The sequence below is a fragment of the Mycobacterium colombiense genome (assembly GCF_001672755.1).
Taxonomy (GTDB): Bacteria; Actinomycetota; Actinomycetes; order Mycobacteriales; family Mycobacteriaceae; genus Mycobacterium; species Mycobacterium colombiense_C.
In genome coordinates this window covers 31870-57571 of record NZ_LZKI01000074.1, presented here as the reverse complement: position 1 = coordinate 57571, position 25702 = coordinate 31870, and the positions used below count along the sequence as shown (strand labels likewise).

Sequence of the window (25702 nt, the reverse complement as noted above, 5' to 3'; positions counted from 1 at the left end):
TTCCACTGAACGTGAGTCTATCCCCGGGAACGCCAGTTCAATCAGGGGTCGAAGGACTCGAGCCAAAACTGTTGCCGCACCCAGTACTTGCGAGAGCTTTGCGGCGGCGGGTCGGTGATCGGCGCGGATCGTTCGCTGCCCGGGATGCTCGCCGACCGGGGTGCCGCGGCCCGGCGGGGCGTCAACGCCTTGGGCGACAATACTTTTCGGCACGGTATCGATCAGGGCGCGGCTGCACGGCGGGCCAGCCAGTCCCGCTGGCGCCGGACGAACGCTGCGTCGACGACGGCGCCATGGCCCGGGACGTAGATCGCATCCTGGCCACCGACCGCCAGCAGCCGGTCCAGGGTCGCCGGCCAGGCCGCGACATCGGAGTCGGTGTCCACCGCGGGGTCGCCGGATTCCTCCACCAAGTCACCGGTGAACACCACGACCCGGTCGCCATCGTCGGTCCCTGGCGCGACCACCACCAGGTCCGTCGCGGTGTGGCCACGGCCGAGGTGGGCGATCGCCACCGTCCGATCGCCCAGGTTGACGACGGCGTCGTAACCGCCGCTGTCCGCGGGCCGCAGGGCCGCGATCGCCGCGTCCACTTCGGCGGGGTCGGCGCCATGCCGCAGGGCGTCCTCGCGGAGCTGGTCGGTTGCCGAGCGAAGGTGTTCGGCCACCTCGGGAGCGCAGTGCACCCGTGCCCCGGTGAACAGCGCTGAACCCAGCACGTGATCGAAGTGCTTGTGCGTCAAGACAATATGGCTCACCGGGCGCCCGGCGAGCAGCCGGACGTCGGCATCGACCGCGGCCGCCTCGGTGAGTGTGGTTCCGGTGTCGACGAGCAACGCCCCGTCACTGCCCCACACCAGTCCGATGGTCACGTCGCAGAACGGGAGCCGGCAGCGATGCACGCCGCCGGTCAGTCGTTCCCAGGCGAGGTGCACACCCTCCGAAGGTAGCCGCGCCGGGTTTCGGTCACCGCCATTTTCCAACGCCCTTATGTCGGAAACAGTTGACATGTCGGGAATATCCGACATAAGTTGGCGGATGTGGCCAGTGTCGATCGCGTCTTCCTCGCCTTGGCCAACCCGGTGCGACGCGAACTGCTGGAGATCCTCTTCGACAAGCCGCTGTCGGCGGGGGAACTCAGCGAACGGTTCGAGCTCAGCCGACCGGCGGTCGCCGAGCACCTCAAGGTGTTGCGTGAGGCGGGGCTGGTGGCCGACCAGCCGCACGGGCGCCACCGCATCTACCGCCTGACCGCGGAGCCACTGGCGGAGCTCGGCGAATGGTTGCACCCCTTCGAGAAGTTCTGGCGTGCCCGACTGGCCAAGCTCGCCGAGGTAGCAGAGGAGTTGACATGACCGAAACGGCACGGTTCGCGACCGTCCGGGTTGATCAATTCGTGGCGGCGCCACCGGCCACGGTGTGGCGATTGCTGACCGAACCCGCGCTGATGAAGCTGTGGTGGGCCGAGGGCCAGGTGGCCGCGGTGGTGGGCCACCAGTTCACTCTCGACATGCCGGGCTACGGCGAGCAGCCGTGCACGGTGCTCGAGGTCGACCCCCCGCATCTATTCGTCTACACGTTCACCGCCGCCTGGACGCTGACCTGGCGGCTGGAAGCCGAAGGCGGCGGTACCCGAGTGTTCTTGGAACACAGCGGCTTTGACCTCGACGACAATCGCATGGCGCAGGCCTTCAAGCGGATGGGGCCGGGATGGCGCGATGTCGTCCTCCCCCGGCTCGCTCGGATTTGCGCCCAACCAGGTCCCTGACGCCCGGTTTCGAGGCGCACCGCGCTGGCTATTTCCCCGGCATGGCTATCACCGATTCCCGCGAGGTCGTCATCGAGGCGACGCCCGACGAAATCATGGACGTGCTGTTCGACATCGAGTCGTTAACCGAGTGGTCGTCGGTCCACAAGAAGGTCGAAGTGCTCGAGCGGGACGACCAGAATCACCCGATCAGATCCAGACAGGTCGTCAAACTCGTCGGTGTCAGCGATGAACAGGAGTTGGCGTACACCGTCCACGACGACGGCGTGGGATGGACCCTGATCAGCGCCAAACAGCAACGCGCTCAAGAGGGTCGGTACACGCTCACCCGTGAAGGCGACTCCACCCGGGTTCGCTTCGAGTTGACGGTGGATTTGGTGGCGCCCGTGCCCGGGTTCCTGGTCAAGAAGGGGGCCAAGAGCCTGATGGACACGGCCACCGAGGGACTGCGCAAGCGGGTGCTCGAAGTCGAGAAGCGCGGCAAGTAACGTCACCGCGCCCGGGTGAAAAATCGGGTCCTTCCCCACCGCGGGCGCGCGAGTCAGACTGTTATGCATGGAATCGACGCCGGCGGGCACGCTTCACCGAATCGCGGCGATCATCGGTGCGCTGGCGATCGCGCCGGGGCTGGCCGGCTGCGGCGGCCAAGGTCATAGCCACCAGACCACACCGTCGACGCCGAAGATCACCACCCTCGGCCGCACGGTGCCGAACGCGCCCGGGGACGGGCCATTGACGATCAGCAGCCCGGCCTTCGCCGACGGTGCGCCGATTCCGGTGCAGTACACCTGCAAAGGCGCCGATATCGCGCCGCCGCTGGCCTGGTCGGCGCCGCTGGGCGCGGCCCTCGTCGTCGACGATCCCGACGCCATCAACGGCCTGTACATCCACTGGGTCGTCGTCGGGATCGCCCCCGGTTCGGGCAGCAGCGCCGACGGTCAGACCCCGGCCGGGGCGACCGCCCTGCCGAACACGGCGGGCCAGCCCGCATACAAGGGTCCCTGTCCCCCGGGCGGAACCGGGACGCATCATTATCGGTTCACGCTCTACCAGCTGCCCAATGACTATCGACTGCCCGGCGGCCTGGCCGGCGTTCAGGCGGCGCAGACGATCGCCGGCGCCGCGACCGCACAGGCGCAGCTCACCGGATTGTTCGGCGGCTGAACCCGAGCGGGCCCGCCATGCCATCGCAACCGACGTTAGACGTAACGCAGGCAATACAATTCGCCCAGCTCGTCAACGCGACCTATGGGACGCCGCCCGGCGACCTGACGAATAAGGCCGGTCAAGCGTTGAGCGCCGGCGGCGTCGACTACACGGTGGTCACCACGATCTACGCCAACGATCTCGCGACCGACATGAACCCTGCCCGTGCCCTCGACGAAGTGTCCATCGGGCTGATCTGCCAGGAGGACAAGACGGGGGACGTCGCGATCGCAATCCGCGGCACCGAGGGATGGCTGGAATGGATTCACGACGCCGAGTTTCTCCAGGTGCCATGCCCGTTCCTGGCCGGCGCAGGCCACACCGAAGACGGCTTCACCGCAATGTACGAGTCCCTGCGGACCGGAGCCACGTCGGGTTCGCCGGCGGTGGTCAACGCGCTCGGGGCGGTTGCGTTCCCTCAACCCGTCGGCTCGCTGACGATCTGCGGGCACAGCCTGGGAGGCGCGCTCGCGACACTGCTCGCGCTTGACGTGGCCGCCAACACGACGTTTACCAACCCGGCCGTTTACACCTACGGCAGTCCACGCACCGGCGATTCGCTGTTTGCGGGCACATTCGACCAGGTGGTCAAAAACTCCTGGCGGGTCGCGAACCGGCTGGACATCGTCCCCGCGCTGCCCCCGCCCCTCGACTACGAGCACGTGCTCAACCCGGTCGAGCTCATCCCGGTCCGCTTGGTTCCCTGGCCCCCGAAGACTTTGGTCAACTACACAGTGTCATGCGAACATTCGCTCGCGACCTACCTGTACCTGCTGTCCCTGCAATCCGGTGGCCCCGAGCTTCCTCTCGAAGCCGCCTGCAAGCCCTGACGACTCAGGCCATGTCGTCGAGCACCTGATATGCGGCGTTGTAACCGGGGGTGAAGGTGATGCCCGGTCCGCCATGGCATCCGGCGCCGGCGAGATACAGGCCGTCGATTCCGATGGGCATATCGAGGAAGCCCTTCGGGCCGGGCCGGTTGGGACCCATCAGGTCGGGGTGCAGCAGCCCGTGGCAGAAGTCGCCCGAGGGCGCGCCGAACATGGTGTTCATGTGGTAGGGCGCGAACGTGATGTGGCGTATCAGGATGTCCTTGAAGTTCGGCGCCAGGCGGGTGATCTTGTCGATAACCCGTTGCGCCATCAAGTTTTTGAGATGCCCGTGCTGGTCGCGGGTGACCTCGACCGGGAACGCGTAGGCGAACGCGCTCGCCGCGTGCTTTCCGGGCGGCGCCATGCCGGGGTCGTGAACCGATGGAATCTGCATTCCCATCGACGGGTTGTCCGGAACGACGCCACGCCGGCAGTTTTCCCAGTGCAGCTGCTGGGATTCGGGCGATCCGAAGATTCCGACCGACTGTTGCATGCCGTCGGCGTTGAGGAACTCATAGGGCGGGGCGAATTCGGGCAGGCCATCCAGGGCGAAATGGATCTGCACGAACGAAGCCCGGTGGTCGCGGCCGGAGACGCGTGAGACCAATCGTGCCGAAACGTGTTCCGGTGAAATCATTTCGGTGAGCGTGATATCCGGCGACAGGTTGGATACCACGATCGGTGCCGAGATCGTCGATCCGTCGCGCAGACGTACACCGGTCACTTTGCTGTGGTCGACGAGGATCTCCTCGGCCCTGGTGCGGAACCGGATCTCGCCGCCGTGGGCGATGAAGAGTTCGCGCAGGTGCTCGGTGAGCGCGCCGATGCCGCCCTTCAGCTTCGTCATCATGGCGGTGCTGTCGTCGGGTACCGCGAGGGCGAAGGCCAAACACGTTGCGCTGCCCGGGGTGTATGGGCCGCGGTAGGTCGAGTTGACGGCCAGGAATGCCAGCATCCCCCGCATGACCGCGTGCTTGTCTTTGTCGGGCAGGTAGCGGTCGATCACGTCCATGGCCGAGCCGAACAGCATCTCGTGAATCGCTCGGCGTTCGGCGTCGTCGGTCGCGCAGGCATACATCTCATCGAGGGTCTTGGGCGGCCGGCGGACGTCGAAGCGGCCCAGCGCCTTCGCCGGCCCCTGACTCCAGGCGATCAATTCGGCCATGCCGGTGACCGCCTCGAGGCCGTGCCTCTCGCTCAGATGCGTCATCAGCCGCATCGGGTCGCGGTAGAAGATCATCGGCTCTTCGCCGTGTTCGCCGATGTTGATGGACATCACGTCGGGTTCCACCGCCGGCAGGGTGTCCAGCCCGAGGTCCTTGGTGAGCTGGCTCGCCATGGGGAACTGCACCGAACCGGCGATCTCGTACCGGAAGCCGTCGATCAATTCGACCGTCGCGGCCATGCCGCCCGCGTAGGTGTTGGCCTCCAGGCACAGAGTGCGCAGCCCCGCGCGTTGCAGGATCGCCGCGGCGGTCAGCCCGTTGTGCCCGGCGCCCACCACGATTGCGTCGTACTCGGTGTTGGTCATGATGTCGGCCCTCGCCTCCGTCGGTGATCGCTTGGCAAGGATATGTCAGTACTGACATGATTGGAAGATGTCAGTTGTGACCCGCTCGCCTGGGATACCATCGCCCCTGAGATGACCGCCCCGGGCAACCGTCATGAACAACGACGACGATCGACGCATGAGGCACTTCGCCAAGCGGCGTTGAAGAGCTTCGCCCACAAGGGGTTTGCGAACGTCACCGTCACCGAGCTGGCCCGCGAGGCCGGTGTCACCGAACGCACCTTCTTCCGGCACTTCCCGACTAAGGAAGCCGTACTCTTCCAGGACTACGAAACCCAGTTGGAGTGGCTGGCCGAAGCGCTTGCCGAGCGACCGGCATCGGAATCACTGTTCGAGGCGGTGCTGGCCAGCGTCGCCGCATTCCCGCACGACGTCGAAGTGGTGCGCCAGGCCGCGACCGCCCGGGCCGAGCTGATCAGCGCCGAGCGGATCGCCGGTCACCTGCGGGTCGTGCAGTCCTCGTTTGCCCGTGTGCTCACCGACTTCGTCAGAGGACGCAATCCGGATCTGGCCAACATCGACCTGGCCGCCGAGGTCGCGGGTTCCGCGATTGCCGCGGCACTCGTTGCGGCAGTGGAGAATTGGGGTCGCGGGGGTTGTTCCGGCGACCTCGGCGCGGACGTGACCGCGAGTCTGGATCTGGTGCGTTCCGGGCTGGCGTCACTCGCCTGACCTTGCCGTGTTCCGTCGCGGGTCGGGCGCGGCGTCCACCGCCGCCTCGATGAAGCGGCGCAGCACGGGGGCGTTGGCCCGCTTCAAAAACGCCAGCGCGACGGGAATGTCGGGGGCGCCCCGCAGCGCGACGAACCGCACGCCCGGATGGATGTTGCGCCTGACGGCGACGTCGGGAATCACCCCGATGCCCCGATCGGCGGCGACGGATTCGATCCACTCGTCGAAATTCGTTGTCTCGACCACGGTTTCGGGTCCCACACCCGCGGGCCAGGACCAGGGTCCGGTCGTACCACTGGCGGTGTTCACCACCAGTGGCCAGCGTGGCACCTCGGCCCAGTCCAACTCCGCCCGCTCCGCGAGGGGGGAATGAATCGAACACACCGCCACGCGCGGCTCGTCGAACAGGTGCACGATCCGAACGGAGGTCGACGTGACATGCCCGCGCACCAGAGCGACGTCGACCTTCCCCTGCTGGACCGCGCCGAGCGCGTCGTCGGTGCGGATCAGGTTGACCGAGGTCCGGGCGGCCCGCTCGAATCGCGCGACGGCGTCCTGCGCCCACGGGTCGGGCAGCAGCCAGCTGAACCCGAGGCGGATGCTCGCCTGTTGCTGGACGGCGTCCACACCGCGTCCCAACTCGGCGAGGACCCGTTCGACATGATCGAGGAAGATCCGCCCGGCCTGGGTGGTCGCCACGTGTCGCGAACTCCGGTCCAACAGCGTCGCTTCGAGCGCATCCTCGAGCTGCTGGATGGTTCTGCTCAGCGCGGGTTGGGTGATGCTGAGTTCCTGGGCGGCCCGCGTGAACGATTCGAGGCGCGCCACCGCTTCGAATGCTCGCAGGTGGCGCAACTCGACTCGGCCGGCCTGCACCACGTCCATGCCTGATGAGCATAGATCGCCTACAGAAGGCATTTCACGCGGGATTCCCGCACGCATACCGTCGGTTGCAATGGGTGCGCAATCCGCGCGTTGTCCGCAGGAGGAAAAATGCCGCTGTTGTATATCGACCTCATCGAGGGCCGTTCGCCGTCGGAGGTTCGTGCGCTGCTGGACGCGATCCACGAGACGGTGGTCGAAGCGTTCGGCGTCCCGGAGCGGGATCGCTACCAGGTGGTGCACACCCACCCGGCCCACGAGATCGTCACGCTGGATACCGGGCTAGGCATCGACCGTTCGTCGCGCCAGGTGGTCTTGCACGTGGTGAGCCGGCGACGTCCGCGCGAGCTCAAGCAGAAGTTCTATGAGCTGCTGGCGTCGCGTCTCGCGGCCCGCTGCGGGCTCGACCCCGCCGACCTGATCGTCTCGGTCACCGAAAACGACGACGAGGACTGGTCTTTCGGCCACGGTAGGGCGCAGTTCCTCACCGGTGAGCTCGAATGAGCGCCACCACCGGTTTGACGACACGACTCACCGAGTCGTTCGGAGTCGAGCAGCCGATCGTGCTCGCGCCGATGGCGCTGGCCTCCGGGGGCCGGCTCGCGGCAGCGGTGACGAAGGCGGGCGGCCTGGGCCTCATCGGTGGCGGCTACGCCGACGCCGAATGGCTGCGCACCCAGATCGACAGCGCCGACGGCACCCGGGTCGGATACGGGTTCATCACCTGGAGCCTGGCCCGCAATCCGGGGGTGCTCGACATAGCGCTGGAGCGGCGGCCGGCGGCCGTGATGCTGTCGTTCGGCGACCTGCGGCCTTTCGCCGACCGCATTCACGCCGCCGGTGTCCCACTGCTCGCGCAGGTGCAGACCCTCGACCATGCAGGCCAGGCCTTGGACGCCGGGGCGGACGTCATCGTGGCTCAGGGCGGCGAGGCCGGCGGCCATGGAATGAGCGCGCGGTCGACGTTCACCCTGGTGCCCGAGGTGGTCGATTTCGTGGCCGATCGCTCGCCCGACACATTGGTGCTGGCCGCGGGCGGCGTGAGCGATGGTCGCGGGTTGGCGGCCGCGCTGGCGCTGGGAGCCGATGGCGCGGTCGTGGGAACCCGGTTCTGGGCGACGCCGGAGGCGCTGGTCTCACAGCGCGCCCAGCAGCGGGCCGTGGCGGCCGGCGGCGACGACACGGTGCGCACCCGCGTCTATGACCTTGTGCGCCGGCTCGATTGGCCCGCCGGATACAACGCGCGGGCGCTGAGCAACACCTTCCTGGACACCTGGCACGGGAACGAGGCCGGACTGTCGGCGCAATTGCCCGAGGCGATCAACGCTTACGAAAAAGCCGTCACCGCAGAGGATTTCGACACCGCTGGCATCCTGATCGGCGAGGGGGTGGGGCGCATACGCGAAGTCCGTCCCGCCGCCGACATCGTCTCCGAGATGGCCGGCGATGCGGCACGAATCCTGAATCGGTCGTGAGGATCAGCTCAGTAGAGAGGTGACCAGTCCGAGGTGCGCAACAGCCGGCTTTCCCATTGATCGCGGAACTTCAAGGCGTCGAACATGTAGCTGCCCGGCGCCCGGTGCTCGGGCGGGATCTCGTTGGTGAGCAGGTGGACCAGCGCCGCGTAGTTGTTGGAGTCGTGGGCGTGGTCGGCGTACCACAGCAGCCGTGCGTCGTCGCCGCCGGCGAGCATGGGCATCCAGCCGTCCCAAAACGCGGCCTCGAAGTCGTCTTCGCGGCGGCCGCGCATCTTGTGCACCTCGTGCATGAACAGCACGCCGAGACGGTAACTCCGAACCGATTGTCGGGTCTATGCCTGGTCTCGACGACCACGATCTGGTTTGCTCAGCTCAGTACCTCTCTTCACCGGGCAGGAGTTCGCTGATGGCCCGTCTCAACGTGCCGGATGGCCCCGGCGGCGAAGCCGCCATGATCTGGACGCTGCGGCCGGAACTCGGTGGCATGGTCGAACACATGATCCGCGGCGCCTATCAGCAGAGCATCCTTGCGGCCGACGAGCGGGAGCTCGCCCGGATGCGCATCGCGCAGATCAACGACTGCGTGGCGTGCTCGGATTTTCGCGCCCAGTCGGTGCTGGACGCGGGGGTCGCGCCCGAGCTCTACGACAACGTGGCCGCGTACGCCAGCTACCCGGGATACACGCCGCGCCAACGCCTTTGCATCGAGTACGCCGAGCGCTTCGCCACCGACCACGCCTCGCTGGATGACGCCTTCTTTCAACGACTTCGGGAGTCGTTCTCCGACGAGGAGATCCTGGATCTCACGCTGTGCGTCGCCGTCTTCCTCGGCCTGGGGCGCTCTTTGAGCGTGCTGGGCGTCGACCAGTCCTGCGCCATCGATCTCTGACGACCCGGAAGGAACCCATGGACATCGCCACCGTCGACGAACTGCTGAGCACCACCAGGTCGGTTCGCAAACGCCTCGACCTGACCCGCCCGGTCAGTCGCGGGGTGATCCTGGAGTGCATCCAGCTGGCGATGCAGGCACCGACGGCCAGCAACACCCAGGACTGGCGCTGGCTGGTGATCACCGATGCGGACAAGCGGGCCGCGATCGCCGAGATCTACCGCAGCATCGGCGCGCAGTACCTGGCGTACGCGGCCGACAACGCGACGGACCCCCAGACGCAGCGCGTGTACCAGAGCGCGATGAGCCTGACCGGCACGCTGGCCGACGTGCCGGTGCACGTCATTCCGTGCATCGAACAGCGCATCGACGGCGCCGAATTGGGCATCGCCGCGGCGGCCTGGGCATCGATCATCCCGGCGGGCTGGAGCTTTCTGCTGGCGCTGCGCTCGCGGGGGCTCGGATCGGTATGGACGACGATGCACCTGTTCAAGGAGCAGGAGGTCGCCGAGCTACTCGGCATTCCGCCCACCGTCACGCAGGCGGCGCTGTTCCCCGTCGGCTACACGATCGGCACCGACTTCCGACCCGCCCAGCGGCCCCCCGCGGAGACCATCACATTCTGGAACAGTTGGGGAGACGGCTGATGCAGTCCTACACCGTCCGCTTCCACGTCGACGCTCCGCCGCGGAAGGTCTGGCGGGTGCTGCATCCGCCGGCGCCACCTGACGCGCCACGCCCGCGGGTGCTCACCTGGCCGACCGGCAGCATGGAAATCCTCAACGAGGGCAACGAAGCCGGTGAGGGCCTGGTCCGCACCTGCACCTTCGAAGTGCCCAAATACCTGCTGACCGGCGGCCGGGCGCGATCGTGGGAAACGGTGACCGAGGCAGAACTCAACAAACTGTCGCGCTACGTGGCCGTCGGCGCGCCGCTGTGGTCGCGCGCCGAGGGCTACCACCGGCTCGAAGAGCAGCCCGACGGCAGCACCGTGCTGACGTTCCACGAGACCTATCACGCCTACAACCCGGTGCTGCGCTTCTTCCTCGAACGCCCGGTGCACGCGAAGATTTCCCGCGACAACCTCGAGACCTACGAACACGCGCTTGGTTACGCGGGCAAGGTGCGGCGGCTCGCGTAGGCGTTCTTTGCGGCTCGGCGCTGTCACAACGGTGAATTAGGTTCCTGACCCCGGTACCCTCGATGTCTATGGGTGGAGTACCTACTGCGGCAAGGTTGGTTGCTGCGAGCCTGATGGTCGCAAGCTGGGCGGCGTCCACCGTGGTCGCCGGCGCCGATCCGGAAGAGACACAGGGGCCGACGCCGGGGCCGTCGGCGTCACCTGCACCGGCCGCGTCACCAGAACCGTCAGCGGCGCCGTCGCCGGGCGCCCCGCCGGAACCAGCCGGGCCGAAGACGTCCATCGACAAGGACGGCATCTACGCGGTGGGAACGGACATCGCGCCGGGCATCTACAGCTCCGGGGGGCCCGTCGACAACGGCACCTGCTACTGGAAGCGAACCGGCAACCCGGACGGCGCCCTGATTGACAACGCGATGTCGAAGAAGCCGCAGGTAGTGCAGATCGATCCGGGCGACAAGGCGTTCAAGACCTCGGGCTGCCAGCCGTGGCAGCTGACGCCGGGCGCCGTTCCGCCGCCTACCGCGCCGCCCGCGGGTGTGCAGGGCACGCTCGGCATCCTCAACAGCCTGCTGGGCGGTCAGCAGCAGGCGCGGCCGGCCTCGCCGGCCCCGCAGGCGCCGGCCGCCTCCCCGGCTCCCCAGGCTCCGGCGGCCTCCCCGGCCCCGCAGGCACCCGCCGCGCCGGCGACCCCGGCGACCCCGGCGGCCCCGCAGGCCGCGCATTCCTGACCCGTCCCGAGAGCGCTCGACGCTGACCCCGGCGCCACCCCGCATGGGCCTCTTTTCGCTACCGTGGCGCCGTGGCACATTCGCAGCAGATCGTCGTCGTCGGTGCGGGCGTCAGCGGATTGACGTCGGCCATCTGTCTGGCCGAGGCGGGCTGGCCGGTCCGGGTGTGGGCGGCCGCGACGCTGAAACGGACGACGTCGGCGGTGGCCGGCGCGATCTGGCTTCCCCCACGACCCGCCGAGCGTGCGGCCGAGACGCTGGGCTGGGTCGAGCACTCGCTGCGAGTGTTCACCGATCTTGCCCAGGATTCCGACTCCGGGGTGCAGCTGGCGCCGACGCTGGCCGTCGGTGAGCTGAGCGCGAGCCAGGCGATGTCGTCGTCGGCGGCGGCGCTGATCCCCGACCTGCGTCCGGCCGACCCGGCCGATGTCCCCGACGGCTTCGGCGCCGGATTTCGCGCGACCGCGCCGATGATCGACATGCCGCACTATCTCGACTACCTGACGTGGCGGCTGGCGTCGGCCGGCTGCGAAATCGAGGAACGTACCGTGCAATCTCTCGACGAGGCCGCCGACGCCGGCGGAATCGTCGTCAACTGCGCCGGGCTCGCTGCGGGCGCGCTGACCGGTGACGAGACCGTGCGACCGTTATTCGGCCAGCACGTGGTGCTCACCAATCCCGGTCTGCGGCAACCGTTTGTGCAAATCAACGACGGTCCCGAATGGACCTGCTACTTCCCCCACCCGCGGCGGGTGGTCTGCGGCGGCATCAGCATCGCCGGCCGCTGGGACACCGCGGCCGACCCCGACTTGACCGAACGCATCCTGCAGCGCTGCCGCGCCGTCGAGCCGCGCCTCAACGACGCCGAGGTGATCGAGGTGATCACCGGGTTGCGTCCCGACCGTCCGTCGGTGCGAGTGGAGGCCGAGCCGCTGGGGCGGGCGCGCTGCATCCACAATTACGGGCACGGCGGCAACGGCGTCACCTTGTCCTGGGGTTGCGCGCGCGACGTGGTGAACCTGGCGAGCGATGGCTAGCGTCCGGCGCCGGTGCGCCGAATCACCAAGGACAGCAACCAACTAACGATCGAGAGCACGATCGCGGCCCAGATCGCGGTCCACCAGAAGTGATCGATCTGCAGTCCCCAATGCGTGGTGTGCTCGGTGATCCGCGCTGTGATCCAGAGCATCAGCGCATTGACGACGACATGGAACAGGCCGAGCGTCAGGATGTACAGCGGTATCGACAAGATCTGGACGATCGGCTTGATGAAGGCGTTGACCAGACCGAAAATCACGGCGACGACGAAGATGATGCCGACCCGCTCCAGCTTCGTGTCGCCACCCACGAAGCTCAGGCCGTGCACGAAGAGGGTGACGATCCACAACGCCAATCCGGTCAATGCGGCGCGCAACAGAAAAGGGCCCATGCCCCGAAATCCTGCCATCCGCCCGGCCGTGAAGTAAGCCGTCAAGCCGCGCGCGATGTTCACCGGCGTCGGAGGAACCGTACTGGCGAGCGGCGCGGCCCGACCCGGCTCGCGCCCAATCCGGCGGCTTCCCCTCGGCAACACGGATAACTCTGCCGGGCAACATGCTTGAGAAGCACGACACCGCCCCGGAAGGCCAGGCCGTCACCAGTCCAGTCACTCTGTGGCGGACGGCGGCGGTTTCACGATCACGATGGGCAGCGGCCGGTTCTGGGGAGTGGTGACGCCCATGGAGCGTCCACCCGTACTCATGCCGCTCACTCCGCGTCCCGCCAAGCCCGCCAGGGCCAATTCGTTGAGCAGACTTCCCTCGGCTCCCGCCGCGACGGCGGGTGCGGCGCTGAGCCCGCCACTCGGCAAGGCCTGGGCGGCCAGCGTGATCTCCGGAGCGGCGGTGGTCCACCCGTACGGAACGGAGAGGGCCCCGACCGAGGAGGCCTGGTTCAGACCCGCCGACACGGCACCACCCAGACTCGTTGATCCCAGCGGGCCCACCGCGTTCGCGAGCCCCGCTTCGAGCGACCCCGCTCCTGCGGCCGCACCTTCGGCCGCGGCCCCACCGGCGCCCGCGGCCGCCCCGGAGCTCGCCATACCGGCGAAGTCGGTCATGGTGCCCAGGTAGTTACCCGGCATGTAGAACCCGGACGAAAATATGGTGTTCAACAGGTTGTTGTTCAGAAACGCTCCCATCGGGGAGCCATCCGTTCCGGCCAGGAAATTCAGGATTCCCTTCGGGCTGGAGAAATCTGCTCCGCTGAATCCCAACCAATCGATCAATCCCGACACGGGCGACGACGTCGACGAGGAGGGCGTCGCAAGGCTCTGCAGCGCGGTCGGCACCGCGGACTGCAATTGCGACAGCGCCGTCTGCGTGTTCGCCACGGTTGAGCTGGCGGTGGCCTGAGTGACCGCACCGGCCTGCGTGGCCTGTCCGGCTGGGTCGGTGGTCTCCGGTGGCGGCATGAACGGAGTCATCGTCGAGGCGACCGCCGAATCGCCGGCGTAGCCGTACATGGCGGCAGCGTCCTGGGCCCACATTTCGCCGTAGTGGGCCTCCGTGGCCGCGATGGCGGCGGTGTTCTGGCCCAAGAAGTTGGTCGCGACCAGCGATGACAACAGGGTGCGGTTCGCCGCGATCACCGGCGGAGGCACCGTCGCCGCGAATGCCGCCTCATATGCCGCCGCCGCTGCCGTGGCCTGCGCGGCGGTCTGCTCGGCCTGTGCTGCGGTGGCGCTCATCCACGCCGCATACGGTGCCGATGCGGCGGCCATCGACGCCGACGCGGAACCGTGCCATTGATCAATGAGTCCCGCGATCACCGAGCCCTGCGACAGTGCCATCGACCGCAGCTCCGCGGCAATCCCTTTCCAGGCCGCCGCGGCGGCCAGCAGCGGGGCCGAACCCGCCCCGGAATACATACGCCCAGAGTTGATTTCGGGCGGCAGCAGGGCAAAATCCACCAGCGCGGTCATGACTGACGGCTCGCTCGGTGAGTCCCGACGCGGAGGGCGGTAAAGCCGGGCGCGGCAAGCATGGTCGTTCTGAAGGGTTGCGGTGTCATCAATCGTCCTTGGATGCGACGGGATGCTCGTCGCTCCAAAGACGTTCAGCCGCAGACGCGATCAGCGCGCCGATAGATCGGCATCACAGCTGTCTTGCCAACGGCCATCTGCCCAATCCACGAGGCGACGCGCACGCCGGACGCGGCGCGCCCGGCACAACTGGCAGGTCTTCGGACTCGCAGGCACGCACCGAAACCGGTGCCCCTAATGGCCGTCGCTTCCCAGTCCTTGGACCAGTGCCGATGACGGCGGTCGTTCCTGCATACCGCTGCGGGACAGTCCCGGATTCACACCGGGTTCCCTCTCACGGCGGACCCGTACCAGCGCCCCCCACTCGATGCCAGGGACACACAAGGGCCCCCGGGCAAACCAGCTGCGCGGAGGACATTACCTCAACGACGGCCGAGCCTGAGAATCCGCTGAATCAAAGTTGATCCGGAGGCGCCCCTGAGGATCGCCGCTCAGTTCAGGTTGTAGAAGCGCTGCGCGTTCAAGCCACCGATCTTTTCCCGGGAGCCCTCGCTGATGTCGCCTCGCGTGCGCAGGTGCTTGGTGCTCTCCGGCCACTCGCCGTCCCAGTGCGGGTAGTCGCTGGCGAACATGATGAAATCGTCGCCCAGCAGATCGATCACGCCGGGCAGGATCGGTTCCTCCGGCTCGCACGTCACCCAGATATTGCCCGCGGCCAGATAGTCGTGCGGGTCGCGACGCCAGCCGCGCTCCACCCAGTCGCCGCGCTTCTCGTAGTGCTCGTGCAGCCGATCCATGAAGAAGGGCACCCACCCCGCGCCCGCCTCCAGGAAGGCGACCCGCAACTGCGGGTGGCGCTCGAAGACGCCGCCGGAGACCATCGCGGTCATCGCCGTCATCTGGTCGAACGGAAAACTGATGCAGTGCACCTGGATGTAGTTCGTGAAGCGGTCGACGCCGATCTTGGGCAGATGGATTCCCGGGGCGCCGTGCACGCCCAGCGGCATGCCGAGTTCGACGGCGGCGGCGTAGAACGGGTCGAGGTCGGGATGGTCGAGGTTGCGGTTCTTGAGTGCCGGCGGCACCAAAGTCGCAATCAGCCCAAGCTCTTTGGCCTCCGTCATGACGTCGATGGCCGCCCGGCCGTGCTCGATCGGTGTCACGGCGACGCCGCGCAACCGCCCGCCCGACGAGGCGCAGTAGTCCGCGATCCACTGGTTGTACAGGCGGGAGAAGCCGGCGGCGAATTCCGGATCCTCGAGACTGGGCGCGCACAGCCCCATGCTCGGATACAGCACCATCGTGTCGATGTGATCGAGGTCCGCGTCGCCCAGCACGCCCTCGGGTGAGCGGCAATTGATGTCGGGAGCCTTGCTGATCCCATGCTCGGGTGGGCAACCCGCGCCCGGGCCCGTGTCCTCCGGGTAATTGCGGCCTTCGAGCGTCAGCCCGGGCCGCCCGTCCGTGCTGAACTTGACGTGTTGCGGCCAGCGTTTGATCGCTTCGATTGCCAGCGAAGAATTCTCGGCCACATGCCCGTCGGCGTCGATGATCCGCATGTATCCGGAACTTACTCCGGGAGTCCGCATGGTGGAACAGGTCGCGCTATCGCGCCGCGTCCTGCACGATGCTGACGTGACCACACAACGGTTGACCGCCGATCAGCGGAACTCCTTCATCGCGGCGCTTCTGGGCTGGACGATGGACGCCTTCGACTACTTCATCGTGGTGCTCGTCTACGCCGACATCGCCAAGACGTTCCACCACAGCAAGGCCGAGGTCGCGTTCGTCACCACCGCCACCCTGATCATGCGGCCCGTCGGCGCACTGCTTTTCGGGCTGTGGGCCGACCGCGTAGGCAGGCGGCTGCCGCTGATGGTCGACGTCATGTTCTATTCCGTGGTGGGCTTCCTGTGCGCGTTCGCGCCCAACTTCACCGTGCTGGTCATCCTGCGACTGCTCTACGGCATCGGCATGGGCGGTGAGTGGGGGCTGGGCGCCGCGCTCGCCATGGAGAAGGTTCCCGTCGAGCGACGCGGGTTCTTTTCCGGGCTGCTGCAAGAGGGGTACGCGTTCGGCTACCTGCTGGCGAGCGTCGCCTCATTGGTGGTGATCGACTGGCTCGGGCTGTCGTGGCGGTGGCTGTTCGGTTTGAGTATCGTTCCCGCCCTGATCAGCCTGGTCATCCGCTACCGCGTGGAGGAGTCCGAGGTGTGGGAAGCCGCGCAGGACCAAATGAAGCTCACCAGCACCCGAATCCGCGACGTGCTGCGCAGCGGCGCGATCATCCGTCGGTTCATCTACCTGGTGTTGCTGATGACGGCGTTCAACTGGATGAGCCACGGCACGCAGGATGTCTACCCCACCTTCCTGGGGGCGCACACCAACCACGGCGCCAACCTGGCCAGCACGACGGTCAAGTGGATCGTGGTGGTCTACAACGTCGGCGCCATCATCGGCGGGCTCGTCTTCGGCACCCTGTCGCAGCGGTTCAGCCGCCGCTACACCGTCGTCTTCTGTGCGGTCTTGGCACTGCCGATCGTGCAGTTGTTCGCGTACTCGCGCAGCGCGGCGATGCTGTGCCTGGGTTCGTTCTTGATGCAGTTGTTCGTGCAGGGTGCGTGGGGGGTGATTCCCGCTCACCTCACCGAGATGTCCCCGGATGCCATCCGCGGCCTCTACCCCGGCGTGACCTACCAGCTCGGAAACCTGCTGGCGGCGTTCAACTTACCGATCCAGGAACGCCTCGCCGAGTCACACGGCTACCCGTTTGCTCTGGCGGCGACGATCGTGCCGGTGCTGATCACGGTAACGGTGCTCACGCTGATCGGGAAGGACGCCACCGGAATCCGGTTCGGCACCACCGAAAGCGCCTTCCTGGCAAGCGAAGTGACGTGATGCTATTCGCTGGTGTCCAGTAGGCGCCGCAGCAGGTGCATGGCCACCGTGGTCGAGCGCTCCCGGACATCCGACCGGTTGCCGGGAAGCCGCAGCGTGCGGGTGTCGTTGCGGCCGTTGGCCGTTACGCTGAAACAGACTGTGCCCACCGGCTTTTCTTCCGTTCCCCCGCCCGGGCCGGCGATTCCGGTGATCGCGACCGCGGTGTCGGCCCCGAAGCGCTGCAGCGCGCCGGCCGCCATCGCCTCCGCCACCGGCTCGGACACCGCCCCATGCGCGTCGATCAGCGCCGGGTCGACGCCGAGCAGCTCCGCCTTCGCTTCGTTCGAGTAGGACACCACACCGCCGGCCACATAATCCGACGAGCCGGGTCGGTCGGTCAGGCGCGCCGCCAGCAGTCCCGCGGTGCAGGACTCCGCCGTCGCGATCCGGTGGCCGGCCAGGAGTTGCGCGACCAGATCGTCGACGCGGGAGCCGTCCTCGGAGTAAAGCTGATGTCCGTGCCTCTCCCGCAGCAGCTTGACCAGCTGTGTGTACGCGTCGGCGGCGTCCGGCTCATAGCGGGTGACCATTTCGATCTCCCCGCGCCGCAGACAGGTGGTGATCTCGAGCTGGCCGAAACCGGCGACGACCTGTTCGGCGTCGCGCAGTGTTTCGGCCAGCCCCGACTCGGGCAGCCCGAACATGCGCAGCATCTCCTGCCGGTACACGGTTCGGCCGGCGATCGCGGCCTGCGCCGCGGGAGTCTCGATGGCGGCGTGCCACATGGGCTGCAGCTCGCGCGGCGGACCGGGCAGCACGATCACGGTCGGGCTGCCGGGCACGACGACACCGGGCGCGGTGCCGACCGGGTCGAGCACCTGCGCCCCCGCGGGCACCATGGCCTGCTTGCGGTTGGCGGCGCGCAGCGACTCGAAAGTGCCGGGATCCAAGGCGGATTGGAAAGCGGGGTTGCGCGCCATCAGCTTCTTGAGAATGTTGGCGATCTTCTCTTCGACCTCCGCGTCCAGCACCAGCTCGCGTTCGCAGAAGCGGGCCACCACCTCGACCGTCATATCGTCGGCCGTCGGTCCCAGGCCGCCGCTGGTGACGATCAGGTCCACGCCCTGGTCGGCGAGGAATCGAAGCTGCGCCTCGATGTCGGCCGGCCGGTCGCCGCAGATGGTGATGTGCGCCAGCTCGACGCCCAATTCCAGGAGGCGATCGGCGATCCACGGGCCGTTCGCATCCTGGACGCGTCCGGTAAGGACCTCGGTTCCGGTGACAACGATTCCTGCTCGTGCGCTCACCGCCCTGAGCCTACGCATGGGTACGAGGACGTTCATTGCGAGGACAATGAGCCCATGATCGAGTTAGAGGTGCTTCAGGCCGACGTGACCAAGCTCGAACTCGACGCGATCACCAACGCGGCCAATACGCAGCTGCGGCATGGTGGTGGCGTCGCCGCGGCCATCTCGCGCGCGGGCGGGCCGGCCGTGCAGCGCGAATCGACCGAGAAGGCGCCGATCGGGCTCGGTGAAGCGATCGAGACCACGGGCGGCGACATGCCGGCGCGCTATGTCATCCATGCGGCGACGATGGAACTCGGCGGCCCGACGTCGGCCGAAATCATCGCCGCCGCCACGGCCTCGACGCTGCGCAAGGCCGATGAGCTCGGTTGCCGCTCGCTCGGGTTGGTGGCCTTCGGCACCGGTGTGGGCGGCTTCCCACTGGATGAGGCGGCGCGGCTGATGGTCGACGCCGTGCGGCAGCACCAACCGGGTTCGCTGCGCAAGGTGGTGTTCGCCGTACACGGCGAGGCGGCCGAACGGGCGTTTCAGTCCGCCGTGCGCTGCTGACCCTCGGAGAGGTAGCGCTCGACGGTGGCGACCTTCTGCGTCATCGCATCGCTGGTTCCGGCACGCCAATCCGCCTTGATCACCGTGCTGACCCTGGGCGCACGGGCGGCCACCGCCTCGACCGCGCGCTGCACCACCGCCATGACTTCGGCCCAGCTGTCGCCTTCGATGACGGTGAACATCGAATCCGTTTTATTGGGCAGCCCGGATTCGCGAACCACGCGAACGGCTTCGGCGACGATCTCGCCGACACCCTCGCCCACTCCCATCGGGGTGACGGAAAACGCGACGAGGACAGACACCCCACGAGCGTACCCAACCTGTGAAAGGCCGATCTGGCACCATCGAGGCCCATGCGGGTGTTGGTGCAACGGGTCTCGTCGGCAACGGTCTCGGCGGAGGGCGCGGTGGTCGGGACCATCAGCCCGGATGGCCAGGGCCTGCTGGCATTCGTCGGCGTCACCCACAGCGACGACCGCGATAAGGCGCGACGACTCGCCGAGAAGCTATGGCGGTTAAGGATTCTCGCGGACGAGCGTTCCGCGGCCGACGTCCAGGCCCCGATCTTGGTCGTCAGCCAGTTCACGCTGTACGCCGACACCGCCAAGGGCCGCCGCCCGTCCTGGAACGCGGCCGCTCCAGGAGCGGTCGCCGAGCCGCTGGTCGCCGAGTTCGCCGAGGCGTTGCGGCAACTCGGCGCCGAGGTGCAGACGGGCGTGTTCGGCGCGAACATGCAGGTCGAACTCGTGAATGACGGTCCGGTAACGCTGATCTTGGAGCTCTGAGACGGCCTCGGCAGGTACCGTGGAAACGTCGGCTTTTCTCGGCCGGCGCCGACGGGAGGGGCAAGCATGAGCACGACACCCGAATTCGGGTCGCTCCGTTCCGACGATGACAACTGGGACATCGTCAGCAGCGTCGGGTATACCGCGTTGCTGGTGGCGGGATGGCGTGCGCTGCACGCCGCGAGCCCGCGGCCCTTGGTACGCGACGAATACGCGAAAGTCTTCATCGCCGCGTCGCGGGACCCGTATTTGGCGGGCGTGCTTGCCAACCCGGGTAGCTCCGACGATGAGATGGCCTTCCCTCGCCTGTACGGCGTGCAGACCCGGTTCTTCGACGACTTCTTCGGCGCGGCCGGCGCGGCGGGCATCCGGCAGGCGGTGATCGTGGCCGCCGGGCTGGATTCGCGGGCGTATCGGCTCGAATGGCCGCAACGCACAAGGGTCTTCGAGGTCGACCTGCCGAAGGTCCTCGAATTCAAGGCCCGGGTTCTCGGCGATCAGGGCGCCACCCCGAAGGCCCACCGGATCGAGGTCGCCGCCGATCTGCGAACCGACTGGTCGCGGCCGCTCGAAGCGGCCGGGTTTGACGTCGAGAGTCCGAGCGCCTGGTCGGTGGAGGGGCTACTGCCCTACCTGACCGACGAGGCGCAGCACGCGCTCTTCACCCGGATCAGCGGGCTGAGCGCCCCGGGCAGCCGGATCGCCATCGGTGCGCTGGGATCACGACTGGACCACGACCAGCTCAACGCTCTGGAGACCAATCACCCGGGCGTCAATGTGTCCGGCAATGTGGACTTTTCGGCGCTGACCTACGAACCCCAGTCAGATCCGGCGGAGTGGCTCACCGCCCACGGCTGGAACGTCGAGCCCGTCCGCAACACGCTCGATCTGCAAGCCGGGTACGGCATGACCCCGCCGGACGTCGACGTGAAGATCGACAGTTTCATGCGGTCGCAATACATCACGGCGACCAGGTGAGGACGCGGCCACCATGGCTACGTCCACGAAGGTCACCAGGCTCTCCCCCGCCGACGCCATCGCGGAGATCCGTGCCGGCGCACCCGGACCCGCAATCGGTGCCTTCTTCGATCTAGACGGCACGCTTGTCGACGGCTTCACTGCGGCCGTGCACGTCGGGGATCGCATCAGGCGTCGGCAAGCCGGAATCGGTGAGCTGCTCGGGGTGTTCGACGCGGCGCTGCGGTATCGATTCAGGCCCTGCCGGGGGCCCGCTTTCTCGGTATCGCCGACGTCCAGTGCAACCGATTTGAACTCGACGAGCACGGACGCCTGACCGGAGGCATCGTCCAACCCATCGTGTGGGGTGCGAGAAGGCCGATGCCGTGCGGCAGTTCTGCGCCGCCAATGGCGTTGCCGTGCAACGCAGTTACTTCTACGCGGACGGCGACGAGGACGCACCGTCGATGTCGCTGGTGGGATATCCGCGCCCGGTGAATCCGCGCCCCGGGCTGGCGGCCGCCGCTGCGGCGCACGGGTGGCCGGTGATGTGCCTGGTGTCGGGTCGACGCAGGCGATGCGGACGCTGCGTCATCTGGCGAATCACGTTCGCCACGAGAGGGACTAGGGCTTCAGCAGGATCTTCACGTCGTCGCCCGATCGCGACTCCGCGGTCGCGTAGCCCCTGGCCGCGTCGTCCAACGGCATCGTGGTGGTGAAGATGCCGTCGACATCGAGCCGGCCCGACTGCAGCAGCGGGATCAATTCCGGCCAGGTGCGTTGCACCGGCGCGGTGGTGAATCGGATCGTCGTGCTGCGGATCAGGCAGCCCAGGGCGTTGAGCGGGAACGGATTCATGTCGTGCACACCGACGACCGAGACAGTACCGCCGGGCCGTACGGCGTTGATCGCGTCGGTCAGGGAGGCGTCCGTGGCGACGGCGTCGATCACCGCGTCGGCGCCGCGGCCACCGGTGGCGGCCATGATCGCCTCGAGCGCCGGCACTTTGAGCGGCGTCGCGCCCCAACGGGCTGCGCGCTCCAGTCGGCCATCGACCTGATCCACTGCGAAAACCGTTGCCGCACCCTGAAAAAGCGCACTTCGCAGCGAACACAGGCCAACCGCGCCCAGGCCGATGACCGCCACCGTGCCGCCGAACGGAATGCCGGCTCGCTGCGCCGCGGCCCAGCCGGTGGCCAGGTTATCGGTCAGCAGCAGCGCCTGCTCGGTGCTGATCCCCTCGGGCATCTTCAGCAGCTGGAAATTGGCCGCGGGCACCGCGAGCAGGTCGGCTTGCGCACCGCCGAGCACACCGCCACCGAAGATCTGAAAGCCGGAGTGGCACATCACCGGATCGTGGGTGGCGCATCCCGCGCACGCGCCGCAACCGGTGACCGACGACACCAGGACCTGATCGCCGACCTTGACGTTGCGCACGTCCGGCCCGGCGTCCACCACGGTGCCGATCGCCTCGTGGCCGAGCGCGATCGGGTCCGGCATCGGGAAGTCGGCCTCGTAGAAATGCAGGTCGGATCCGCAGATGCCGGCGGCGGTCACCTCGACGATCGCCCCGTCGGGCCCGGGGAGGGTTGGATCGGGCCGGGTGTCCACCCGGATACTGCGGGGCCCGTCGACGACTACGGTGCGCATGGTGAGGTGCTCGCTTTCCTTGTCGCGCTCAATCTTTCGTTCGCACTGAAAAATGTGACCAGTCGGGCTCGCGCACCGCCGTCCAGTATTCGTTGAGCCGCCATGGGCTCACGGTGTGGATCTCTCCGTCGGCGTTCTTGAAGTACGAATGCTTGACCGCCGGATGCGACCACACCATCTTCTTGATCTGGGTCTGCGTCCGCCGGTGCCAATCGGTGGCGGCCTCTTGCTTGGGTTCGATGGAGTGCACGTCGGTCTCGGCCAGTCGCGCCAGGCACTGGTCGACGTAGCGCATCTGCAGTTCGGACTGAAAAATCAGGCTGCCGCCGTGGGCCAGGTGAGTTCCCGGGCCGTAGACGATGAAGAAGTTCGGGAATTGCGGGACGGTGATCCCGAGGTAGGCATAGGGGCGGCTCCCCCACATCTCATGCAGGTCGGTGCCGTTTCGGCCGGTGACCTTCAGCGGCCACAGCACATCGGTGTGCCGAAACCCGGTGGCGTACACGATGACATCGACGTCGTGCGTCGCGCCGTCATCGGTGACGATGCCGCGCGGCGTGATCTCCGCGATGCCGGTGCGCACCAATTCGACGTTGTCGCGCTGCAGCGTTCGCAGCCAGCTGCCGTTGTCCTGCAGGGTCCGTTTGCCGCACGCGGGATAGTCGGGCATCACCTTGGCCAACAACTCCGAATCCTCGCTGACCTGGCTGGAGATCCATTGCGAGAACATCATGTGCGCGGCGGCATTGATGTCGCTGACGGCGTGATCCTGGTCGGCGTAGGCCGGGTCGCCTTCGGCGGCATCCAGGCCCTTGTCCGATCCGGGCCACAGCACCAGGAAGCGGTACCACCGGCCGTAGAACGGAAGGTGGCGCATCGCCCAGCGCACCCCGTCGCCGACCTCGTCGTGATACATCGGGTTGGGGAACATCCACTGCGCGGTCCGCTGGAACACGGTGAGGTGCTCGACGTCCCCGGCGATGGCGGGGGCGATCTGGAAGCCGCTGGCGCCCGCGCCGACGAGCGCGACGCGCTTACCCTTCAGATCCACCGAGTGATCCCAGGCCGCCGAGTGAAAGGCGGGCCCCTGGAACACGTCCGCTCCATCGAAGGCCGGAATGTTGGGACGGTTCAGCTGGCCCACCGCGGTGATGAGCGCACGTGCCCGCACGGTGGTGGTCTCGCCGTCGGCCGAGCGCAGCGACACGCTCCACGTGCCGTCGTCGTCGTTCCACTCGGCCGCGAGGACCTCGGTCCGCCACCGCACGTGCTCACCCAGGTCGTGTTTGTCGATGACCTTGGTGAAATAGTCCTGCAGCTCGTACTGCTCGGCGAAGAAATGTGTCCAGTCGTTGTTGGGTTCGAAGCTGTAGCAATAGAAATGATTAGCCACATCCACCCGGGCGCCGGGATAGCTGTTTTCCCACCATGTTCCGCCGGGGCCCGCGTTCTTCTCCACGATGGTGAACGGGATGTTGGCCTGCTTGAGGCGCACACCGGCCAGGATGCCGGATTCGCCGCACCCGACGACCAGGACGGGAAGCTCGGCGGCGCGTCCGGCCGGCAACGCGACGGGGCGCCGGGGGTCGATGCCGCCGAGATCGAGTTCCTCGGTGACCAGCGACAGGTAGTCGTCCGGAACGTGCTCGCACGCCGCCCAATCCAGCATCTCCCTGATGAGTTCCGGGCTGAGCGGCTGCGGTTCGGGGCAACCGCGATCCCGGTACTCGGTGATCACCGTCAGGGCTTCGGCGCGGGCGCGCGCCTTGTCCTCCTCCGACATGAACCCCTGGACCTCGTTGAGGAAGATGCCCATCTGCTTGAAGTCGCGGATGAACCTGGGGTCGCCGGTGATGTGGACGAGCGAGAGCAACAGCGTGGGGACGCTGACATCCCCTAGCGCGGCGGCGATCTCGGACGTGGATGTGGTGAAGGGATCGCCCGCGTAGCGGCTGCGCATCAAGCCGATCCTCTCGATGGTTTGGAAGCCAATTACGCTACGCGTAGTTTCGTAATTGGCAGCACTACGGTACCCGGTCGCTCGGCACGGGATCAAGGGATCCGGCACCTGGGCCTCATCTCCATGCGACGCTGTGTCTGATCGGCCGGCGAGAGGGCTGCAGGATGGCGCGCACCGACGACGACACCTGGGATCTGGCGACCAGCGTGGGCGCCACCGCCACCATGGTGGCCTCGGCAAGGGCCCGGGCCACCCGGGGCGCCCTGATCGACGACCGGTTCGCCGAGCCCCTGGTGCGCGCCGTCGGCATCGATTTCTTCATCCGCTGGGCCGCCGGCGAACTCGACTCCGACGACGTCGACGTCCCCGGCGACCCCTGGGGGATGCAACGCCTGACCAACGCGGTGGCGGCGCGCACGCGGTATTTCGACGCGTTCTTCGCCGAGGCCCAGCAAGGCGGCGGGACCGCCGGAATTCGCCAGGTGGTCATCCTCGCCGCCGGTCTCGACGCGCGCGGGTATCGGCTGCCCTGGGCGGCGGGCACCACGGTGTTCGAGATCGATCAACCGCAAATCATCGACTTCAAGTCGGCCACCATCGGCGAGCTCGGCGCGAAGCCGACGGCCGAGGTCCGCGCGGTCCCCGTGGACCTGCGCCAGGATTGGCCGTCGGCGCTGCGTCGCGCCGGGTTCGACACCGAGCGGCCGGCCGCGTGGGCGGCGGAGGGCCTGCTCGGGTTCCTGCCGCCGGAGGCCCAGGACAAATTGCTGGACAACATCACCGCGCTCAGCGCCGACGGCAGTCGGCTGGTGGCCGAGGTCTTTCTGAACTCCCCTGTCAATCAGGAGGCGTTGAACCGGGCCTTTCGGAATTGGGCGGACAACGGTCTCGACGTCGAGCTTGCGAATCTGGGCATCCCCGGCGAACGCGATGACGTGGCGACCTATCTGGAAGACCGGGGCTGGCAGGTGGTCCGCACGGCGCTGAACCGGATGCTGGCCGACAACGGATTCCCGTTGCAACCCGTCGCGGGCCCCGACGGCCAAGAGGCGCCGTTCGCCGAGAACTACTACTGCACCGCCGTCCTGCACAAGACCGACACCGCCGCCAAATAGCAGGCGCGCCAGGCTATTTGATGGATACGAATGCTCGAACCGACTATTCGGGCGGTAGCGGCATCGCGGAGCCCAGCGCGTTTCCCGGCGTCAATAGTCGAGCCCGTATCCGCCGCGCAGGTCCTTGTGCGCGGCCTCCAGGGTGCGGTCGCATAGGCCCACGAGTGCGTCGAGATCGAGATCCGCGACGAGCGACCCCGGGCTTGCCAACACCCCGATGCCCCTTGCGCTGCCGAGAACAATGGGTCCAAGTGGCGGCCGCGCTGCG

30 protein-coding genes, 1 pseudogene and 1 riboswitch are annotated in these 25702 nt (G+C 67.4%); of the genes and pseudogenes, 19 read left to right on the top strand and 12 right to left on the bottom strand.

What is annotated here, in order from left to right:
• Positions 1-221: 221 nt before the first annotated feature.
• On the bottom strand, positions 222-935 hold the full coding sequence (locus A5708_RS11180) for an MBL fold metallo-hydrolase (protein ID WP_065028687.1): 714 nt from the start codon (positions 933-935) through the stop codon (positions 222-224).
• A gap of 96 nt (positions 936-1031) precedes the next feature.
• Between A5708_RS11180 and A5708_RS11175 the strand changes: the two genes are divergently transcribed.
• The 5 genes from A5708_RS11175 (at position 1032) to A5708_RS11155 (ending at position 3804) form a co-directional block, all read left to right on the top strand.
• Positions 1032-1355 carry an ArsR/SmtB family transcription factor gene (locus tag A5708_RS11175; RefSeq protein ID WP_065028686.1) on the top strand — a complete coding sequence of 108 codons (324 nt, stop codon included), beginning with the start codon at positions 1032-1034 and terminating at the stop codon, positions 1353-1355.
• A complete protein-coding gene (locus A5708_RS11170; RefSeq protein WP_065028685.1) occupies positions 1352-1768 on the top strand; it encodes an SRPBCC family protein in 417 nt (138 codons plus the stop codon). Before A5708_RS11175 ends, A5708_RS11170 begins: the two co-directional genes overlap by 4 nt.
• Positions 1769-1809: 41 nt before the next feature.
• Positions 1810-2256, top strand: a complete 447-nt coding sequence (locus A5708_RS11165) for an SRPBCC family protein (RefSeq protein ID WP_065028684.1) — start codon at positions 1810-1812, stop codon at positions 2254-2256.
• Positions 2257-2323: 67 nt separating this feature from the next.
• Positions 2324-2932 carry a YbhB/YbcL family Raf kinase inhibitor-like protein gene (locus A5708_RS11160; protein WP_065028683.1) on the top strand — a complete coding sequence of 203 codons (609 nt, stop codon included), beginning with the start codon at positions 2324-2326 and terminating at the stop codon, positions 2930-2932.
• Positions 2933-2949: 17 nt separating this feature from the next.
• Complete coding sequence (locus A5708_RS11155) at positions 2950-3804, top strand: lipase family protein (RefSeq protein WP_065028682.1); 855 nt, start codon at positions 2950-2952, stop codon at positions 3802-3804.
• 4 nt (positions 3805-3808) lie between these two features.
• Here A5708_RS11155 and A5708_RS11150 read toward each other — a convergent pair whose 3' ends face one another.
• On the bottom strand, positions 3809-5377 hold the full coding sequence (locus A5708_RS11150) for a phytoene desaturase family protein (RefSeq protein WP_065028681.1): 1569 nt from the start codon (positions 5375-5377) through the stop codon (positions 3809-3811).
• Positions 5378-5488: 111 nt separating this feature from the next.
• On the opposite strand from A5708_RS11150, the gene A5708_RS11145 reads away from it, so the two are divergent.
• Entirely contained in the window at positions 5489-6088 is a 600-nt protein-coding gene (locus tag A5708_RS11145; protein ID WP_065028680.1) for a TetR/AcrR family transcriptional regulator, read from the top strand.
• On the opposite strand, the gene A5708_RS11140 is transcribed toward A5708_RS11145, so the two are convergent.
• Positions 6077-6973 carry a LysR family transcriptional regulator gene (locus tag A5708_RS11140; protein WP_065028679.1) on the bottom strand — a complete coding sequence of 299 codons (897 nt, stop codon included), beginning with the start codon at positions 6971-6973 and terminating at the stop codon, positions 6077-6079. The genes A5708_RS11145 and A5708_RS11140 overlap by 12 nt on opposite strands.
• Before the next feature lie 108 nt (positions 6974-7081).
• On the opposite strand from A5708_RS11140, the gene A5708_RS11135 reads away from it, so the two are divergent.
• Both A5708_RS11135 and A5708_RS11130 read left to right on the top strand, forming a co-directional pair.
• On the top strand, positions 7082-7474 hold the full coding sequence (locus tag A5708_RS11135) for a tautomerase family protein (RefSeq protein ID WP_065028678.1): 393 nt from the start codon (positions 7082-7084) through the stop codon (positions 7472-7474).
• Positions 7471-8445 (top strand): NAD(P)H-dependent flavin oxidoreductase, encoded by a 975-nt coding sequence (locus A5708_RS11130; RefSeq protein WP_065028677.1) that lies wholly within the window; start codon positions 7471-7473, stop codon positions 8443-8445. The genes A5708_RS11135 and A5708_RS11130 overlap by 4 nt, the downstream gene beginning before the upstream one ends.
• An 8-nt stretch (positions 8446-8453) precedes the next feature.
• On the opposite strand, the gene A5708_RS11125 is transcribed toward A5708_RS11130, so the two are convergent.
• A complete protein-coding gene (locus A5708_RS11125) occupies positions 8454-8738 on the bottom strand; it encodes a hypothetical protein (protein WP_231117880.1) in 285 nt (94 codons plus the stop codon).
• 116 nt (positions 8739-8854) lie between these two features.
• Between A5708_RS11125 and A5708_RS11120 the strand changes: the two genes are divergently transcribed.
• The 5 genes from A5708_RS11120 to A5708_RS11100 all read left to right on the top strand — a co-directional run bounded on the left by A5708_RS11120 (position 8855) and on the right by A5708_RS11100 (position 12246).
• On the top strand, positions 8855-9337 hold the full coding sequence (locus A5708_RS11120; RefSeq protein WP_065028675.1) for a carboxymuconolactone decarboxylase family protein: 483 nt from the start codon (positions 8855-8857) through the stop codon (positions 9335-9337).
• A gap of 17 nt (positions 9338-9354) precedes the next feature.
• Positions 9355-9984 carry a nitroreductase family protein gene (locus A5708_RS11115; protein ID WP_065028674.1) on the top strand — a complete coding sequence of 210 codons (630 nt, stop codon included), beginning with the start codon at positions 9355-9357 and terminating at the stop codon, positions 9982-9984.
• Positions 9984-10478 carry an SRPBCC family protein gene (locus A5708_RS11110; RefSeq protein ID WP_065028673.1) on the top strand — a complete coding sequence of 165 codons (495 nt, stop codon included), beginning with the start codon at positions 9984-9986 and terminating at the stop codon, positions 10476-10478. Before A5708_RS11115 ends, A5708_RS11110 begins: the two co-directional genes overlap by 1 nt.
• 68 nt (positions 10479-10546) lie before the next feature.
• Positions 10547-11209, top strand: coding sequence for a hypothetical protein (locus A5708_RS27220; protein ID WP_196772604.1), 663 nt, complete (start codon positions 10547-10549; stop codon positions 11207-11209).
• A 71-nt stretch (positions 11210-11280) separates the two neighbouring features.
• The gene (locus tag A5708_RS11100; RefSeq protein ID WP_065028672.1) at positions 11281-12246 is read left to right on the top strand and encodes an FAD-dependent oxidoreductase; all 966 of its coding nucleotides are present in this window, start codon (positions 11281-11283) and stop codon (positions 12244-12246) included.
• On the opposite strand, the gene A5708_RS11095 is transcribed toward A5708_RS11100, so the two are convergent.
• From A5708_RS11095 to A5708_RS11085, 3 genes are all read right to left on the bottom strand, one after another.
• Positions 12243-12638, bottom strand: a complete 396-nt coding sequence (locus A5708_RS11095) for a phage holin family protein (RefSeq protein WP_065028746.1) — start codon at positions 12636-12638, stop codon at positions 12243-12245. The genes A5708_RS11100 and A5708_RS11095 overlap by 4 nt on opposite strands.
• 216 nt (positions 12639-12854) lie before the next feature.
• Positions 12855-14159, bottom strand: a complete 1305-nt coding sequence (locus A5708_RS11090) for a PPE family protein (RefSeq protein WP_155765978.1) — start codon at positions 14157-14159, stop codon at positions 12855-12857.
• 245 nt (positions 14160-14404) lie between these two features.
• A riboswitch (cobalamin riboswitch) is annotated at positions 14405-14601 on the bottom strand.
• A gap of 121 nt (positions 14602-14722) precedes the next feature.
• Complete coding sequence (locus A5708_RS11085) at positions 14723-15790, bottom strand: amidohydrolase family protein (protein ID WP_065028670.1); 1068 nt, start codon at positions 15788-15790, stop codon at positions 14723-14725.
• Positions 15791-15866: 76 nt separating this feature from the next.
• Between A5708_RS11085 and A5708_RS11080 the strand changes: the two genes are divergently transcribed.
• A complete protein-coding gene (locus A5708_RS11080; protein WP_196772603.1) occupies positions 15867-17129 on the top strand; it encodes an MFS transporter in 1263 nt (420 codons plus the stop codon).
• 2 nt (positions 17130-17131) lie between these two features.
• On the opposite strand, the gene A5708_RS11075 is transcribed toward A5708_RS11080, so the two are convergent.
• Complete coding sequence (locus A5708_RS11075; RefSeq protein WP_065028669.1) at positions 17132-18436, bottom strand: competence/damage-inducible protein A; 1305 nt, start codon at positions 18434-18436, stop codon at positions 17132-17134.
• Positions 18437-18472: 36 nt separating this feature from the next.
• Here A5708_RS11075 and A5708_RS11070 point away from each other — a divergent pair, with 36 nt between their 5' ends.
• Positions 18473-18967 (top strand): macro domain-containing protein, encoded by a 495-nt coding sequence (locus A5708_RS11070; protein ID WP_065028668.1) that lies wholly within the window; start codon positions 18473-18475, stop codon positions 18965-18967.
• Here A5708_RS11070 and A5708_RS11065 read toward each other — a convergent pair.
• Complete coding sequence (locus tag A5708_RS11065; protein WP_065028667.1) at positions 18946-19269, bottom strand: MTH1187 family thiamine-binding protein; 324 nt, start codon at positions 19267-19269, stop codon at positions 18946-18948. The two genes, A5708_RS11070 and A5708_RS11065, sit on opposite strands and share 22 nt — an antisense overlap.
• Positions 19270-19320: 51 nt before the next feature.
• Here A5708_RS11065 and dtd point away from each other — a divergent pair, with 51 nt between their 5' ends.
• The 3 genes and pseudogenes from dtd (at position 19321) to A5708_RS26185 (ending at position 21428) form a co-directional block, all read left to right on the top strand.
• Entirely contained in the window at positions 19321-19752 is a 432-nt protein-coding gene (gene dtd, locus A5708_RS11060; RefSeq protein WP_065028666.1) for a D-aminoacyl-tRNA deacylase, read from the top strand.
• A 66-nt stretch (positions 19753-19818) separates the two neighbouring features.
• On the top strand, positions 19819-20730 hold the full coding sequence (locus tag A5708_RS11055) for a class I SAM-dependent methyltransferase (protein ID WP_065028665.1): 912 nt from the start codon (positions 19819-19821) through the stop codon (positions 20728-20730).
• A 13-nt stretch (positions 20731-20743) separates the two neighbouring features.
• Positions 20744-21428 (top strand): annotated as a pseudogene (locus A5708_RS26185) (haloacid dehalogenase-like hydrolase).
• Here the strand turns inward: A5708_RS26185 and A5708_RS11040 are convergent.
• Positions 21334-22359 carry an alcohol dehydrogenase catalytic domain-containing protein gene (locus A5708_RS11040; RefSeq protein WP_065028662.1) on the bottom strand — a complete coding sequence of 342 codons (1026 nt, stop codon included), beginning with the start codon at positions 22357-22359 and terminating at the stop codon, positions 21334-21336. The pseudogene A5708_RS26185 and the gene A5708_RS11040 overlap by 95 nt on opposite strands.
• 28 nt (positions 22360-22387) lie before the next feature.
• On the bottom strand, positions 22388-24319 hold the full coding sequence (locus A5708_RS11035; RefSeq protein WP_065028661.1) for a flavin-containing monooxygenase: 1932 nt from the start codon (positions 24317-24319) through the stop codon (positions 22388-22390).
• Positions 24320-24483: 164 nt separating this feature from the next.
• Here A5708_RS11035 and A5708_RS11030 point away from each other — a divergent pair, with 164 nt between their 5' ends.
• Positions 24484-25434 carry a class I SAM-dependent methyltransferase gene (locus A5708_RS11030; protein WP_065028660.1) on the top strand — a complete coding sequence of 317 codons (951 nt, stop codon included), beginning with the start codon at positions 24484-24486 and terminating at the stop codon, positions 25432-25434.
• A 90-nt stretch (positions 25435-25524) separates the two neighbouring features.
• Here the strand turns inward: A5708_RS11030 and A5708_RS27790 are convergent, their stop codons facing one another.
• Positions 25525-25647, bottom strand: a complete 123-nt coding sequence (locus A5708_RS27790) for a hypothetical protein (protein ID WP_269199387.1) — start codon at positions 25645-25647, stop codon at positions 25525-25527.
• Between the last annotated feature and the right edge of the window lie 55 nt (positions 25648-25702).